13 protein-coding genes are annotated in these 15,952 nt (G+C 50.6%); 8 read left to right on the plus strand and 5 right to left on the minus strand.

The genetic code is table 11. The features are described 5' to 3' along the window. Window positions 1–100: 100 nt before the first annotated feature. From L9P36_RS07000 to L9P36_RS07015, 4 genes are all read left to right on the plus strand, one after another. Complete coding sequence (locus L9P36_RS07000; protein WP_237465998.1) at window positions 101–1,495, plus strand: permease; 1,395 nt, start codon at window positions 101–103, stop codon at window positions 1,493–1,495. A gap of 363 nt (window positions 1,496–1,858) precedes the next feature. After that, entirely contained in the window at window positions 1,859–2,737 is an 879-nt protein-coding gene (locus L9P36_RS07005) for a patatin-like phospholipase family protein (protein ID WP_237465999.1), read from the plus strand. 73 nt (window positions 2,738–2,810) lie between these two features. Further along, the gene (locus L9P36_RS07010; RefSeq protein WP_237466000.1) at window positions 2,811–4,037 is read left to right on the plus strand and encodes a DEAD/DEAH box helicase; all 1,227 of its coding nucleotides are present in this window, start codon (window positions 2,811–2,813) and stop codon (window positions 4,035–4,037) included. Window positions 4,038–4,285: 248 nt separating this feature from the next. After that, entirely contained in the window at window positions 4,286–5,212 is a 927-nt protein-coding gene (locus L9P36_RS07015) for a class I SAM-dependent methyltransferase (RefSeq protein ID WP_237466001.1), read from the plus strand. A gap of 186 nt (window positions 5,213–5,398) precedes the next feature. On the opposite strand, the gene L9P36_RS07020 is transcribed toward L9P36_RS07015, so the two are convergent. After that, complete coding sequence (locus L9P36_RS07020) at window positions 5,399–6,673, minus strand: DEAD/DEAH box helicase (protein ID WP_237466002.1); 1,275 nt, start codon at window positions 6,671–6,673, stop codon at window positions 5,399–5,401. Between the two features lie 15 nt (window positions 6,674–6,688). Continuing rightward, window positions 6,689–6,928 carry a VF530 family protein gene (locus L9P36_RS07025; protein WP_237466003.1) on the minus strand — a complete coding sequence of 80 codons (240 nt, stop codon included), beginning with the start codon at window positions 6,926–6,928 and terminating at the stop codon, window positions 6,689–6,691. Between the two features lie 541 nt (window positions 6,929–7,469). Between L9P36_RS07025 and doeB2 the strand changes: the two genes are divergently transcribed. From doeB2 to L9P36_RS07045, 4 genes are all read left to right on the plus strand, one after another. Further along, window positions 7,470–8,660 carry a N(2)-acetyl-L-2,4-diaminobutanoate deacetylase DoeB2 gene (gene doeB2 / locus L9P36_RS07030; protein WP_237466004.1) on the plus strand — a complete coding sequence of 397 codons (1,191 nt, stop codon included), beginning with the start codon at window positions 7,470–7,472 and terminating at the stop codon, window positions 8,658–8,660. Between the two features lie 124 nt (window positions 8,661–8,784). Continuing rightward, window positions 8,785–10,077, plus strand: coding sequence for an aspartate aminotransferase family protein (locus tag L9P36_RS07035; protein ID WP_237466005.1), 1,293 nt, complete (start codon window positions 8,785–8,787; stop codon window positions 10,075–10,077). Continuing rightward, complete coding sequence (doeA, locus tag L9P36_RS07040; RefSeq protein WP_237466006.1) at window positions 10,064–11,311, plus strand: ectoine hydrolase; 1,248 nt, start codon at window positions 10,064–10,066, stop codon at window positions 11,309–11,311. Before L9P36_RS07035 ends, doeA begins: the two co-directional genes overlap by 14 nt. Window positions 11,312–11,322: 11 nt before the next feature. Continuing rightward, window positions 11,323–12,783, plus strand: coding sequence for an NAD-dependent succinate-semialdehyde dehydrogenase (locus tag L9P36_RS07045; protein ID WP_237466007.1), 1,461 nt, complete (start codon window positions 11,323–11,325; stop codon window positions 12,781–12,783). Between the two features lie 127 nt (window positions 12,784–12,910). On the opposite strand, the gene L9P36_RS07050 is transcribed toward L9P36_RS07045, so the two are convergent. The 3 genes from L9P36_RS07050 to L9P36_RS07060 all read right to left on the minus strand — a co-directional run bounded on the left by L9P36_RS07050 (window position 12,911) and on the right by L9P36_RS07060 (window position 15,918). Beyond that, the gene (locus L9P36_RS07050) at window positions 12,911–13,210 is read right to left on the minus strand and encodes a hypothetical protein (protein ID WP_237466008.1); all 300 of its coding nucleotides are present in this window, start codon (window positions 13,208–13,210) and stop codon (window positions 12,911–12,913) included. 64 nt (window positions 13,211–13,274) lie between these two features. Beyond that, entirely contained in the window at window positions 13,275–15,185 is a 1,911-nt protein-coding gene (locus L9P36_RS07055) for a cation:proton antiporter (protein WP_237466009.1), read from the minus strand. Between the two features lie 280 nt (window positions 15,186–15,465). Continuing rightward, window positions 15,466–15,918, minus strand: a complete 453-nt coding sequence (locus L9P36_RS07060; RefSeq protein ID WP_237466010.1) for a hypothetical protein — start codon at window positions 15,916–15,918, stop codon at window positions 15,466–15,468. Window positions 15,919–15,952: the final 34 nt, after the last annotated feature.

Genomic DNA, 15,952 nt, shown 5'->3' on the forward strand with positions numbered 1-15,952 from the left:
CCACCGCAGCAAAACTGATACAGCCAAACAAGATTCGCAGCGCTACACTTGAGCCATTTCCTGCGCCACGCAATTTCGCGATTTTTCAAGGTGAAAGACTATGTTTGCAGATGCGTTTAGCTGGGCGGTGCATTATCTCGATGTGCTGACTCATATGGTTTGGCAAATCTATTGGCCGCTGGCCTTTGGTTTGATGCTCTCGGCCTTTATTCGCCATGTTCTTCCTGTTTCCGCCGTAAGCCAGCACCTCGGCCAAACCTCGGTCAAAAGCGTTTCGCTAAGTACCCTTCTGGGGATGGTCTCATCCTCCTGTTCTTATGCTGCAGCGTCCCTCTCCCATACCCTGCTTAGTAAGAAATCAACCTTGGCCAATGCCATGGTTTTTCTTGTTGCCAGTACCAATTTGATCGTCGAGATGTTTATTGTGCTCGTGGCGCTTTTAGGCTGGACATTTCTTTGGGGTGAGGTACTCGGTGGCTTATTGCTGATTACCATCGTTGCGCTACTCTTTTCGCGCTTTTACCCCAAACCTGTGGAGCAAACCCTGCGCCAAAGACTTGCGCAAGAAGATAGCAGCATCTCTCAGCAGCATAGTGAACATCACATGGCTGATTGTGGGATGGATATGTCCGCCCATCAAAAGGACACCATGGACGACTGCGGCATGGATATGTCCGCGCATCAAAAGGACACCATGGACGACTGCGGCATGGATATGTCCACCCATCAAAAGAACACCATGGATGACTGCGGCATGGATATGTCCGCCCATCAAAAGGACACCATGGACGACTGCGGCATGGATATGTCCGCCCATCAAAAAGACACCATGGATGACTGCGGCATGGATATGTCGGCTCATAAACACGCTATGGATACGCATCAAAGCAGCATGACGCAAAAACCAAGCAAAGTTGGGCAAGCTGCCAGCTATTTCCAAATGGATATTCAGATGATCGGCAAAGAGATCCTTATCGGGGTGCTGGTTTCATCACTGCTAATTTCTATCGTGCCCCTTGAAGGCTGGCGCGCCCTCTTTATTCCGCCAAGTGTGAATATGCCATTTTGGTTGCACTCATTTTTTGATGTGATTATCGGTGTCTTTGTGGCTGTGATTGCCTATGTTTGCTCCGTGGGTAATCTATTGCTAGCCGCTGCACTTTGGCATGGCGGCATCTCCTTTGGTGGGGTGATTGGCTTTATTCTCGCGGATGTACTGACCATTCCAATGATGCGGGTCTATCAGAAATACTATGGCACCGAAGCGACAAAATGGATGGTTGCCCTCCTCTTTTGTGCCATTGTGGCCACAGGGCTACTTATTGATGTGATCTTCACCAGCTTTGGCGTCAGCGTCTCCAGTGAAACCCTTCGCCCACTCATTCAAGATGGTTTTGGCTGGAACACAACCACAGTGATGAACCTCATCTTTATTCCGCTTTCAATTTGGTTTTATCGCCGCGGCGCGACCATGAACCAACATATGTCGATGTAATGCGACGCTCGGTACTGTGTATAGCAATTATTGTGACGACACAGTACCGAGAACCTTTTATCAGGAAGCTTTACCTAGGAAACTACGGTCAGAGCCTATTACCAAAAGCCTTTAACTAAGATGCTTTATCGAGAATATGACGCCGCGATAGCCCATTGAATACAGATAAGCGCTGATGGCCCTTGTATTTGCTCACCATACCCCACAGGCATGCACAGATGAATCACGCTTTTGAGGCGCATCAATCTAGCAAAGATCAGACTAGCAAAGGTCAGACCCGATTTTTAAGCGCACATCACGCCCGATGACGCACGCTTTTGCGTATGATACTGACACTTGAAATCCATCTTGAGATCAACAGATATGACAGAGCAAATTGGCCCGCGCGCTTTAATCGTCGAAGGTGGCGCAATGCGCGGCGTGTTCTCTTGCGGCATTCTCGATCGCTTTTTAGCCGAAAACTTCTCACCCTTTGATAGTTTCTGGGGCGTATCCGCGGGCGCCAGTAATTTAGCTGCATATCTTGCGCAAATGCCCAAGCGAAATCTTCGCATCTATACTGATTACAGCTTGCGTAAAGAGTTCTTATCGCCTTGGCGCTGGTTGCGTGGCCATGACTTTATGGATCTCGATTGGATGTGGCGCATCACACTCAAAGAGCTCGGGATTGATAAAGCCGCTTTAGCTGCCGATCCGCGCCCATTTTTCCTTGGTGTCACTCGCCAAGATACAGGTGAAGCGGCGTATCTATGTCCTGATGTTGATGCATTAGCAGAAACCATGAAAGCAAGTAGCGCATTACCTATTTTGTATCGCAATGGCGTGCAACTCGCTCAACATCGCTATGTCGATGGCGGCATCAGTGATGCCATTCCAGTGGCGAAAGCCATTGCTCAGGGCGCCACGCAAATTATGGTGCTACGTAGCCGCCCAGCAAGTTATCGAAAATCAGCCAACCAAGCGCCGCAACTCATGCGTCATCTACTGCGGAAAACCCCTGCGCTGATTACACCGATGCTCACACGCCATGAGCGCTATAACCAAACCATTGAACTAATGCAGCAACCGCCAGCCGGTGTCACCATTGTCGAGATCTGCCCGCCAGAGGATTTTCCTTTGGAACGATTAAGTCAAAAACGCAGCCCCCTTGAGCAAGGATACGACATGGGCTATGCCTGCGGACAAATGGCCATGGAACAATGGCAACAACTGGTAGAACAACAGGCGAAACAACAAGCCTAGCGACAATCAGTGGTTTGGCTTCATTCGAGGATCTGCTACACTCGCGCACCTTATTTTTTGCCAAGCTGACACTATGTTTGATAACGCTTTTAGCCAACTTCACCCCACCTTGCAAAACACCCTTTTGGAGCTTGGCTACCAAACGCCAACCCCCATTCAGGCGCAAGCCTTTGCCCCAGTAATTGCAGGGCAAGATGTGATGGGCGCAGCGCAAACAGGTACTGGCAAAACCGCAGCATTTGCACTGCCACTGCTGCACCAACTTTTAGAGCGCGGCGTGAAAGGCACAGTCCGCGTTTTGGTGGTCACCCCTACACGCGAGCTGGCGCAACAGGTGTATGACAAAATCAGCGAATACAGTCAGCACACAGGGCTAAAATGCGTGGCGCTTTATGGCGGTGCAAACATCAATCCGCAGAAAAATCAGCTGGCAAAAAAGCCGGAGATTGTGGTGGGCACGCCAGGTCGTCTGCTCGATCACCTGCATATCGGCACCCTCAATTTGCAAAGTCTGAATGCCTTAGTGCTCGATGAGGCCGATCGTATGCTCGATATGGGCTTTATCTCTGATATCAAACGATTGATGAAGCGCATGCCATCGCAGCGTCAAACGCTGTTTTTCTCCGCCACCTATCCAAAACAAGTGACCGATCTGGCCTATCGTTTGCTCAATCAACCGGTGAAAATTGAAGTCGCCAGCAGCAACAGTACGGCAGATACCGTTAACCAGTTGGTGCATCCGGTGGATAAAAAACGCAAACGCGAGCTCCTTTCCTATTTGATTGGTAGTCGAAATTTGCAGCAGGTTTTGGTCTTTGCCAAAACCAGACAAAGCACCGAAGCGCTGGCACAAGAGCTAAAATTGGATGGCCTTAAAGCAGAAGCGATCCATGGCGATAAAACGCAGGCGGCGCGTCAGCGTGCGCTGGATGATTTTAAAAGCGGCCAAGTTCGCGTATTGGTGGCAACCGATGTCGCCGCGCGCGGTTTAGATATTCCCTCCTTGGATATCGTGTTTAACTATGAGCTGCCCCACCAGCCAGAAGATTATATTCATCGCATTGGCCGAACAGGCCGCGCGGGTAAATCTGGCCTTGCCATCTCTTTAGTTAGCCGCGAAGAAGATGGCATGCTCACCGCGATTGAAACCCTGATTGACCAGCGTCTCGCGCAAGAGTGGCTGGCGGGTTTTGAGCCAGACTTAGAAGCGGATCGCGCGCATCATGAAAAGCGCGGTGGTCGCGGCGCAGAGAAAAGACGTTTGAAAAAACAGCTTCTTAAAAAAGCCCATAAGAAATAAATCCAAATACCGGATTCGGCTAATACCGGATTCGACTAGTACCAAATTCAACGAAGCCAAGCATCAAAGCCATTAAGGAAAGGCCATTAAAGAAAGGCCGTTAAAAAAGCCATTCACGCCTTATTCGACATAGCGATGCTTGGTTAAACATTTAACAGAACTATCAATTTACAGAGCTATCAATTTACAGAACAATCAAATATGCGCGTCACGCGCATATTGAATGAGACCATTTGAGTACCCTATCCATGTCCGAACATGCCCAAGCAGCCGTGCCAAATTCTATCTATCTTTGCCCGATTTGCCATCTACCCATGCGCATTCATCAGGCATCACAAGGCCTGCACTGCCCTAAAAAACACCATTTAGATCCACACGCCAACGGCTATTTTATCTTTAGCCAAGCCAAGAAACCGCACAGTGACTCGCGTCAAGTGATGCGCGCTAAACGCTTCTTGCTTGAATCTGGTGTGTTCGCGCCGCTGGTGGACACCATGGCCAAGCTCATCAATCAAGCTGAATTACCACAAGGGCCACTCAACTATCTTGATTACGATTGCAGCGAGGGCTACTACCTGCGCAGCTTGCAAAGCAAATTAGCAACGCTGCAACCCAAGCTTGTAGAACGCTTTGCCAGCTATGGCATTAGTGAAGCTGAAAATAGCCTATTTGCGGCGGCCAAAGTACAAAAAGAGGCCAAGGCAGAAGCAGAAGCAGAAAATCAAGAAGCACCAACACAGCCTCAACACACGCCTTTTGATAACACCTTGCTGGTCAGCATGTTAAAACGCCTGCCCTTTGCCGATGACAGCTTTGATCTCATCACTTTGGTGGATAAACCACTGAAGGGGAAAGAGCTGATCCGCATTTTGAAAAAAGGCGGCTATTTGCTGCAAGTGATCCCAGCACCGCGCCATCTTTGGCAAATTAAATCTATGGTCTACAGCGATTTGGTTGAAAAGCCGCTGCAGTTACCAAAGAGCACCGGCTTAGAATTAATTGCCAGCGAAACGCTGCGTTTTACCCTGCCAGCAACCGGCAGCCAAGCCATGGCGCATTTAGAGATGACGCCTTATGCGTGGCGCGCCAATGAGAGCATTCGCAAAGCCATTGCAGCCAGCGATTTCGATGCTCTAGAGATTGACTTCGTCGTGACGTTGTCACGTAAAATTTAATACTTTCCTCAAAAAAGCTCGTAGCTCGATTGGCACACATAAAGAAGCGCGATTTGTTCAAAACAAATCGCGCTTTTCTGATCATCCCCATTCAATTGCGGCACATCAATTCACGGATAGGATTCACGACTGCGATTCACTCATGCTATTCACAAATAGTAATGGCAGCTTGCCTGATTCTATCTGTTATTTTGCAGCGTTTAGCTTGCGAGATGGTTTCGGCTCATTCGGCTTTCTCGCAGCAAACTGTTTAGCGCTGCGTTTATTTTGGCTGCGACGATTGGCTTTTTTATCGCGCGGCGCACGCTTACGCTCACCCTCTTTTGCCTCATTGCTGGGTTGGTCGGTCACCACAAAGCCCGCCAGAGATTGCAAGTCCATGGGATTGCCTGTTAAACGGCGAATCGCATCCAACGCCAACTGCTCACCGTGACATACCAAAGAGACGGCAACGCCGCTCAATCCTGCTCGCGCAGTGCGCCCCACACGGTGCACATAGGCCTGCGCATGCTCAGGCAAGTCAAAGTTCACCACGGCGGGTAATGCATCAATATCAATGCCGCGAGCAAGAAGATCAGTACAAATCAAGACTCGCGAACGCCCCGATTTAAAATCAGCCAAGGCGCTCTCACGCTCCGCCTGCGATTTGTCACCATGTAGCGCCGCCGTGCTAATGCCTGCTTTACTCACTCTTTTAGCCAGCGCATCAACTTTACTGCGCTCAGCAACAAACACCATCACCTGTGGCCACTCATGGGATTGCAGCAGCGCGATCAGCGCTTGTGGTTTACTGCCTTTATTAACCAAATAAAGCTGCTCATCAATACGCGCAACCACGCTGTTTTTACGCGCGGTCTCGATGCGTTTAGGCGCAAATACCAACCCTTGGGCTGCTTCTTCCAATGCCTCAGGCAAGGTGGCAGAAAACAGCAGTGTTTGTCGCTTGGCTGGCGCGCTGGCAATCACCCGCTGAATATCGGGCCAAAATCCCATTTCCAGCAGACGATCGGCTTCATCAAGTACCAAGTGCTTGAGCTGTTCAAGATGACACACCCCTTGGCTTAGAAAATCAACCAAGCGACCCGGCGTAGCCACCACCAGCTGCGCCCCTTTTGCCAGCGTAGATTTCTGCAGCTCAGGCTCAACGCCGCCAACCAGCAATAGGGATTCAATGCCCATCGCTTTGGCCAGAGGCGCGATATTGGCTTCAATTTGCTGCGCTAACTCGCGCGTTGGCACAATGATCAAACTTTGAATATGCGATTGCGCCACATCCACACGGCTTAATAGCGGCAGCGCAAAGGCTAAGGTTTTACCGCTGCCGGTTTGCGCCAGCGCAATCACATCGCGTCCCTCAATGATCGCAGGGATAGCTGCCTGTTGAATGGCGGTGGGAGATTGCATCGCCTCAGGCAATGCAGCAATCAAATTTGGATGCAGTGGAAGATCAGAAAAAGTCATCAATTGCCTCAAGGATTAGCCACGGTTTTTGCAAAAGGTACGAATATACAAGTCTTCTACCTTGTCTCGTGCCCATTGGGTTTTGCGCAAAAATTTCAGTGAGGATTTAATCGATGGCTCGCTGCGAAAACAGTTGACTGGAATACGCTCAAACAACTCCTCCCAACCATAGTAATCAAATAAGCGGGTGAGAATTTTCTCAAGGGTTAAGCCGTGCAGCGGATTATTCGCTTGCGTTGTGTTGGATTGGGTCATATGAGCTGCCTTTGGTGCGCGCTGTCAGTCTCAGCGCATAATTTGAGGCGCATCCTACCACTATTGCCGCACTTTACTAAATGATTGCGCTGCTGAGCCCATCTTTGCTGTTAGTAGTGTCCATCTTTGCTGCTGATTGCCCATACCAATTCAAAAACAAGGAGGATAAAAGCAAAGGCAGAAGCCAAGACAAAAGCCAAGAAAAGGCTAGCGAGATAAAGCAAATTCTACGTCAGATTCTATATCAACCTCTGCGACAGATTTGAAAAGCCCCCACCCTTGTGCCAGCTTTAAAGCACTATCAATGCATACTTAACCAATGCAAAGCACACAATTAATGTAAAACACAATCAGTGTGTTGAAGCTGCCCGACATTCGCTTGTATTGCTACATTTCAGTGCATCGAAAAGCAGCTTATCCATGGCATGGAACGCCGCATTCGTCATTCACCGACAGTGAACGCATGAAAAACGTTGCTGTCATATGCTTGCGCGAGGTGCCCATGAACCAAGCATCGAGTCCTCCCCAGAATCATTCATCTGTGCTATCTTCCCCTTGGCAAGAGCTACTGGCTTTTGCCACCACCATTCGCCACCAGCTTCATCAGCTGCCAGAGCTGACATGGCAAGAGGAAAGAACGGCGCAGCTGATTCGCCAAATCTTAACGGATCTCGATATTCCATGGCGTGTCTGCGCTACCTTTGGCACCGTGGCCACGCTCAATGCGCAATCGAGCAATCGCCCACATATTGCCCTTCGCGCTGATATCGATGCCCTGCCCATTCAAGAGCAAAGCCAAGTGCCTTGGCAGTCAGAGCATGACGGCGTGATGCATGCCTGCGGTCATGATGGACACACGGCTGTGCTACTGGCCACCGCAAAATGGCTCAAAATGCACGAAGCTGAGCTCAGCGCGCCCGTGACTCTGATTTTCCAACCGGCAGAAGAAGGCGGGCACGGCGCACGCGAGATGATTGCCGATGGTGCGCTCAATGAGATTGATGCCATTTATGGCTGGCACAATTGGCCGGCCATTCCCTTTGCTCATTGTGTTTGCCCTGATGGCGTGGTGATGGCTGGCAATGCCACCTTTCGCATTATTCTCAAAGGCAAAGGCGGCCATGCCAGTCAGCCAGAGCAATGTGTCGATCCGGTGATCGCCGCAGCAGCCCTCACTCAAAATCTGCAGCAAATCGTATCGCGACGTATTGCCCCGCAATCGCCCACCGTGGTGAGTGTCACCAGCATCGATGCCAATAGCAGTTATACCGTGATCCCAGAATCTGCCACCTTAACGGGCTCAATTCGCATCGCCAATATGGCCGATAAACTGCCCATCGAGCGCATGATTCGGCAGATCAGCATTGACACCGCCGCCACCTATGGCGTCACTGCGGTCATGGATATTCACCCGCGCTATCGCCCAACAGTAAATCACCCAAATGCAGCCGAACATGCACGCCAGTGCTGGGCCAAGCTTTTTGGACAGGAAAGTCTCAACACTCAGACACCCCTACCCATCATGGCATCGGAAGATTTTAGCTATTACTTAGAGAAGGTCGCTGGTGCGTTTGCGCTCATAGGTGCCAATGATGGGGTATCCGCACATGGGGTGGATCATCAACATCCCTGCCACAGCGCCTTTTATGATTTTAATGACCGTTTATTAGAGCGCGTGATCGCTTGGTACGCCGAGCTGGTGGGGATCAGCTCACCCATCGCACCCAAATAAACGCAGGTAATTCAAACATAAAGCAGTCAACAACACATCACGGTACAAACCGGCACATTCGCCCAAGCAACCCATGGCGACCCAACTCAGGTCGCCATGCTGCACCATGACAGGGAGCGAGAGCATGAATATCTTTGAACAGCGAGAGTCGAACTTACGCGGCTATTGTCGAATTTACCCCACGGTCTTTACCAGCGCACAAAATGCACGGCAGGTCGATGAGCAGGGCAAAAGCTATCTGGATTTTTTTGCGGGCGCTGGCGTTTTAAATTTTGGCCATAACAATGCGCGGATGACCCGCGCGGTGATCGATTATATTGAGGCCAATGGCGTGATCCATAGCCTTGATATGAGCACCTCCGCCAAACGCGCCTTTATGCAAACCTTTGTTGATGTGGTGCTGACCCCACGCAATATGCCGCACAAGCTCCAATTTGTAGGGCCCACGGGCACCAATGCCGTGGAAGCTGCTTTAAAACTGGCACGACGCGTCACAGATCGCACTGAAATCGTCGCGTTTCATCACGCCTTTCACGGGATGACTTTAGGCTCACTAGCGGCCACGGCCAACGGCTATTTTCGCGGTGCGGCTGGCGTACCGCTCAATCATGTCAGCCATCACCCCTTTGGCTGCGACACGCCTTGTATCGGGTGCAACCTCGGTTGTCATCAAGGCAATGGCCAAGCCTATTTAGCGCAGCTTCGCGCGCGATATATGGACAGCTCCTCAGGGTTTGAAAAACCAGCGGCATTTCTCGTCGAGGTGGTTCAGGCCGAAGGCGGCGTCAATGTCGCGGATAAACAGTGGCTACTGGGCGTTCAGCAGCTGGCTCATGATTTAGGGGCGCTGCTGATCATTGATGATATTCAAGCTGGCATGGGCCGCACGGGCTCATTTTTTAGCTTTGATGATTACGATCTCAATCCAGACATTGTCTGTCTTGCCAAGGGACTTGGCGGCTGGGGAACCCCTATTGCCATGAATTTGGTTAAACCTGAGTGGGATGCGCACTGGTCACCGGGCGAGCATACCGGCACCTTTCGCGGCCAAAACCTCTCCTTTGTCGCAGGCACTGAAGCCTTAAAGTATTTTGAAGACCCTGATTTTCTCGACAGTGTGGCCAAAAAATCAGCCCTCATGCGCGAGCAATTGCGGCCGTTAGAGCGCCATGCCCAAATTCAAATCCGCGGTAAAGGGATGATGATCGGCATCGATATTCAAGATGGCGACATGGCCAAACGCGTGGTCAGTCGCTGTTTTGAGCAAGGGCTTTTATTGGGCGCCTGCGGCACGGGCGGTCGGGTGATTAAGCTGATTCCGCCGCTCACCATCGATGAAGACGATCTTATTACAGGGCTTGCCATTGTGGTAGACGCCATTACTTCTGAGCAAGGAGGTGATGATGCTCTCTCGTGATGATATGACCTTTCCCGCCGCAGAATATCAGATGCGTTTGGATGCGCTGCGTCGCCGCATTGCTGAGCGCTGCATGGACGCTGTGGTGATCACCGATCCTGAGAACATCATGTATCTCACCGATTATCAAACCTCTGGCTATTCATTTTTTCAGGCACTGATCGTACCGCTAGAGCAAGAGCCCATCATGATCACCCGCGCCATGGAGGAGTCCAATGTCATTGCTCGCACATGGGTAGAGCATACGCGCCCCTACCCTGATACCGGCGATGCCATTCAAATGCTCGTAGAAACCCTGCGCGAGTTTCATCTGGCCGACAAGCGCATTGGCTATGAGCGCAATAGCTATTTCTTCCCCGCCTATCAACAAGACTTTATTCACACCACCTTGGTGGATGGCAAATTACTTGACTGTTTTGGCATTGTTGAAGAGGGACGCATTTGTAAATCTGCAGCTGAAATTGAGATCATGCGCCGCGCTGCCCATGCCACAGAAGCTGGGATGAAAGCAGGCCTCGCCGCTGCCGTGGAAGGGGTCAGTGAAAATGAGATTGCCGCAGAGATTAGCGCAGCAATGTTTCGTGCTGGCGGTGAAGCGCCAGCGGTGATGCCCTATGTCACCGCAGGACCGCGCACCATGATTGGCCATGCCACATGGGAAGGCCGTATCGTGCAGCCAGGCGAGCATGTATTTTTAGAAGTTGGCGGCTGTTATCGGCGCTACCACACTGCGATGATGCGCACAGCTGTAAATGGCGAGCTCACCGACTCTATGTATAAAGCGCAAGAGCTGATGAAAGATGCCTTAGAAACGCTGCATCATGACGTGCAGCCCGGCATGACGGTGTCCGATGTGGACAATTTGGTGCGCAATATCATCTCCCATAACGATGTCGGCGCGCGCTTAATTACCCGCTCAGGCTACTCTATCGGTATCGCTTTTCCACCCAGCTGGGATGAGGGCTATATCTGCAGCCTCAAGCAAGGCAATGCTGATGTGCTGAAACCGGGAATGACCTTTCATATCATCCCTTGGATGTGGGGCGTCGATGGCACCAAAACCTGCGGTATCTCGGACACCATTTATGTTACTGAGACAGGGATCGAGTCCTTTTTCACCCTTGAAAAAGAGTTTGTAGTGCATCCCAGCCAAAGTGCGATCACCCCCATTCAGTCCGCACCGCAAGCCATAACCAAGGCTAAAGCGAAAGCGAAAAACGGCAAGCCGTCATAAAGGAGATATCGATGTCGACCCCAACTTCTCAATCAAGTGCACAGCCAAGTGCACCGCCAAGTACACAGCCAAGCGCTCAATCACAAATACCCGAATCTGCGGCATCAAGCCAATTGGTGTCCATCAATCCAGCGACAGGTCAGCTGATTCAGCAACATTTGGTACTCAATGAGCATGCCATTGAGCGCACCATTGCCAGAGCGCAAGGTGCTTATGATTGCTGGCGACAGCTTTCATACAGCGCCCGAGGTGAGATTTTAAAAAAGGTCGCGAAATCGCTTCGCAGCAATAAACAGCAGCTTGGGCAATTGATGACAGATGAGATGGGAAAACCGGTCAAAGAAGCAGGCCCCGAGGTGGAAAAAGCCGCTTGGTGCGCCGAGCATTACGCCGAATTCACCGAGGCGTATTTGGCCGATGAGCCCATTGCATCCGATGCCAGCCACAGCTATGTGCACTATCAGCCGCTGGGACCAGTGCTTGGCATCATGCCGTGGAATTCCCCACTGTGGGTGACCTTTCGCTTTCTTGCGCCCGCGCTGATGGCTGGCAATACCTGCGTATTAAAACACGACCCGCACGTTCAAGGCTGCGCGCAAGGGATCATTCAAGCCTTTATCGATGCAGGCGCCCCTTCTGATATTGTGGTCAATTTGCCCATCGAAAATTCGCAAATTGAAGCTGTGATTCGCCATCCGTCCATTCAAGCCATCTCCTTTACCGGCTCAGCCCGAGCGGGTGCCATTGTCGCAGCGCAAGCAGCCAGTGAAATCAAACCCTGCGTACTTGAGCTGGGTGGCTCAGACCCCTGCGTCATTTTAGCGGATGCTGATATTGACCAAGCTACAGATATCGTGACACTGTCACGCACCATCAATGCAGGCCAGTCCTGCATTGCCGCCAAACGCGTTATTGTCGAAGCGCCTATCTATTCTGCTGTGGTTGAGCGCCTTAAAGCCAAACTCGGCCAGCTTGTGGTCGGCGATCCCAATCAGCTTGAAACAGATATCGGCCCCCTTGCTCGTGATGACTTACGACAAACGCTGCACCGCCAAGTGCAGCAAACCATCCACCAAGGTGCGCGCTGTTTGCTCGGCGGCGAGATGCCAAGTGGCGATGGATTTTACTATCCCGTCACTTTGCTTGTGGATGTACCCGCGCAAAGCTGCGCCATGGTTGAAGAAACCTTTGGCCCTGTGATGGTGGTCAGTTGTGTTGAGGATGCGGCGCAAGCGCTCAGTTTAGCTAACGATACCGAGTATGGCCTTGGCGCTGCGATTTGGACGCAAAGTGAAGAGAAAGCCCGCTACTTTGCTGAGCAACTCATTGCTGGCCAAGTGGCAGTAAATGGCATTGTAAAAACGGATCCAAGGCTTCCTAGTGGCGGCGTGAAGCGCTCGGGCTATGGCCGTGAACTTGGGCCTCATGGGATCAAAGAGTTCGTCAACGCCAAGCAGATTTGGCTGAAATAACGAAGTGCCATTCACCCATAGTCTGCACCCACACGCTTCACCGACAATTACGCGATACATTGTGATTGAAAATAAAATAGAGACCCTTGTGGTCTCTATTTTTCTAACGCTCATCATGCCAAGGTAACTAACGCGGCCAACCAACGAGTGTGGCGACACTAGGCGCTTTCACACGCTGCGCCCGCAGCCAACTCAACAGCTCATCTAATATGTCTTGTCCCATGGTCGAGCGAATCAGTGCGTTGAGCTCCCCGTCTAAGCACTCATCCCAAGTACAACTAATGGCTTCACTTACAGTTTCGCCCTCACCTTCAATACACCACACCTTACCGTCATCCGTCACGCACACTTGAAAGACAATCTCTGCTGCAGTTTGCTTTCGCCACACCGGCCATGGCGATTCGGTTTTACTGAAATTCAGATCCATTGGCGCTCCTTGTCCATATTAGCTAGCTTGGTTATTCGTTTTTTATTGGCGTTTTTTGTCTCTTTTATTGTTCTCTTTCGTTGATGTCAGCGTGCTTCGTTGCCGTCGCTGCATCATTCGATTCTAAGATCATTGCGACCACAATACTGTGATTGGGCGGCAAAAAGGTATCAAGATCATCGCAAAACACGATGTCGCGATCCCCGGTCACATAAAACAGCGGTTGCAGATAATTCTGCTGATGATGCGCAAGATAATCTTGATAACTAAAAGCTTCACTCAGCTTAGTATGGCGCACTTCAGCACCTTGACTCATTAAACTCGCCAACTGGCTATAGCTAACGCGGCCACCCATCAACAGCTGACCATGATATTGCTGCGCCACGGCATGCTTGTCCGTGTCACGCTTCGAACTATCACGACGCGTTGATTCCATTTTTGACGATTCAGATTGCTGAAAATTTTTAGGACGGTTGGCGCTGCGTTTGTTTTTTTGCAAGCAGTGCACCTTCTCATCGCCAAAATCCTCAAGAAAACGCATGCAAGCCATCATATTGAAATGCTGGTCAGCGGTCAGAGCCACCACATGGCCAATTCCTATGAGATTCAGGTTGTCTTCGGCATGACTGGAGATGGGATTGCCATAATATGCATCCAAACCCAGCATTCGTACTTGGCTGACATAATCCCAGTTAGAATCCGTGAGCAGCACGCGGCGGTCGTATTTCGCAAGCGCTTGACCAAAGGCCTGCGCAACGCGGTTAGCGCCAATCAGCAAAAATCCACGCGGCTCAACCTCGGCGACATGCAATGCCTTGGCGATGGGGCGCGCGCTGGCACTTTGCAAAACCACAGTACCAATGATCACCATAAAAGTCAGCGGTACTAATAACGTCGCGTTTTCAACGCCATAATCGGTGAGCTTAATCGCAAATAGTGAGGAGATCGAAGCGGCAACAATGCCCCTTGGTGCCACCCACGCTAAAAAGCACTTTTCGCGCCAATCAAGGCCGCTTCGCCAAGTGGCGATCAAAATAGAGATGGGCCGCGACACCAGTTGCATCACCGCAAACAAAATAAGCGCCGCTACACCCAGCGCCGCAAAATCATCAAGGTGAATGCGCGCAGCTAAAAAGATAAACAAACCTGTGATGAGCATAATGGTGAGATGCTCTTTAAAATGCAGGATCTTTTGAATGTTGATCCCCTTGGCATTGGCAAGCCACATGCCCATCACGGTGACCGAGAGCAATCCCGCTTCCGACTCTAAATGATTGGACAGCGCAAAAACGCCCAATACCACCATCAACACAGCAAAGGGCTGTAAATAGTCAGGGATCCAACGACGACGTAAAATCGTCGCCACCGCCATCCCCGAAAGCGCCCCCAAGCCCATACCAATCAATATCAGTAATGCAAAGACCTCAAGGCTATTGACCGCATTGTGCGAGACAATAAATTCATAAACCATCACCACCAACAGCGCGCCGATAGGATCGATTAAAATCCCCTCCCAGCGCAGAATATTGCCCAGTTTGGCGCTCGGCCTCACAGTACGTAGCAAGGGCACGATCACGGTTGGGCCGGTCACCACAGTCAAGCTGCCAAAGAGAATGGCCAGCTCCCATGAAAATCCCAAAATATAATGGGTGGCGATACCCGTCAGCGCCCATGAGACAAAAGCGCCGATGGAAACAATACTCCAGACCGAGCCGCTCACCGCTTGAATCTCTTTTTTATTGAGGGTCAAACTGCCCTCAAACAAAATAACGGCCACCGCCAGCGACACCAGCGGAAACAGCAAATTGCCCAGTAACGCATCGGGATCGAGCCACTGAAATAGCGGTCCCATGGCAATACCCGCAAGCAATAAAAACAAAATGGCTGGCAGACGTAAACGCCATGCCAGCCACTGACATCCTAAGCCAACCACCCCGACAGCTGAGAGAATTAACGCTTCATGACCCACTTGCATCCTTTACCCTTTTCGCTTGCACCTTGTGCCAAGTCCATCTGCATTCAATTTAGATAGTGTAGAGCGAAATCAGTCCTTAGATTGCGTGTTCCTTTGAATTCTGATCATTCAAAATTTCGAGCGTCATCCATTTATGAATCATTCATTTATCAATCGCTTATTCATTACTTGCTGATGAGTCATTCACTGATAAATCACGCTCTGATTGATCACTAATTTCAATCATTCATTGTCTAAGGCTGGCGCTTGGGCGGTGACGCAAAACCGAGCATGTACACAATCAGTTAAAATCATCAGGCGTCAGGCCTAGCCACTGGGCCAATCGTGCCCGATCAGTAATGGCCTGACTTAATGACCCCTGCAAGAACACCTTACGAAGAAACGTTACGCCAAGCTGCTGCTCAAAAAAGGCGATGGCTTGCACCGCTTGACTAGGTGATTGCAAATCAGGCCATTGCACCTGATGACGATAATGTGGCAGCTCAGTTTCAAAATGAAAACCATAGGTTCCCCAATCCACTTTGAGCTTACGGTCTGCACGCTCAAGTGCCAATTTCCAAGAAGACTCGGTCAGACTTAAAGTCACTTTTAAGTCATCCGGCGCAATCGAGTTACGGTGAACCGCCCAGGTCATCACGGGCTTTGTGCTCCACTGAATATAAAACGTCCAATACTTTTCAAGGTGTTCAAAACCCAAGGATTGTATTAGCTCAAGTTGATTCATTCTGCGCATTGTTTTATCGATTCATTATTCTTTAGCGGTAAAT

It is taken from the genome of Vibrio stylophorae, from assembly GCF_921293875.1.
GTDB lineage: Bacteria > Pseudomonadota > Gammaproteobacteria > Enterobacterales > Vibrionaceae > Vibrio_A > Vibrio_A stylophorae.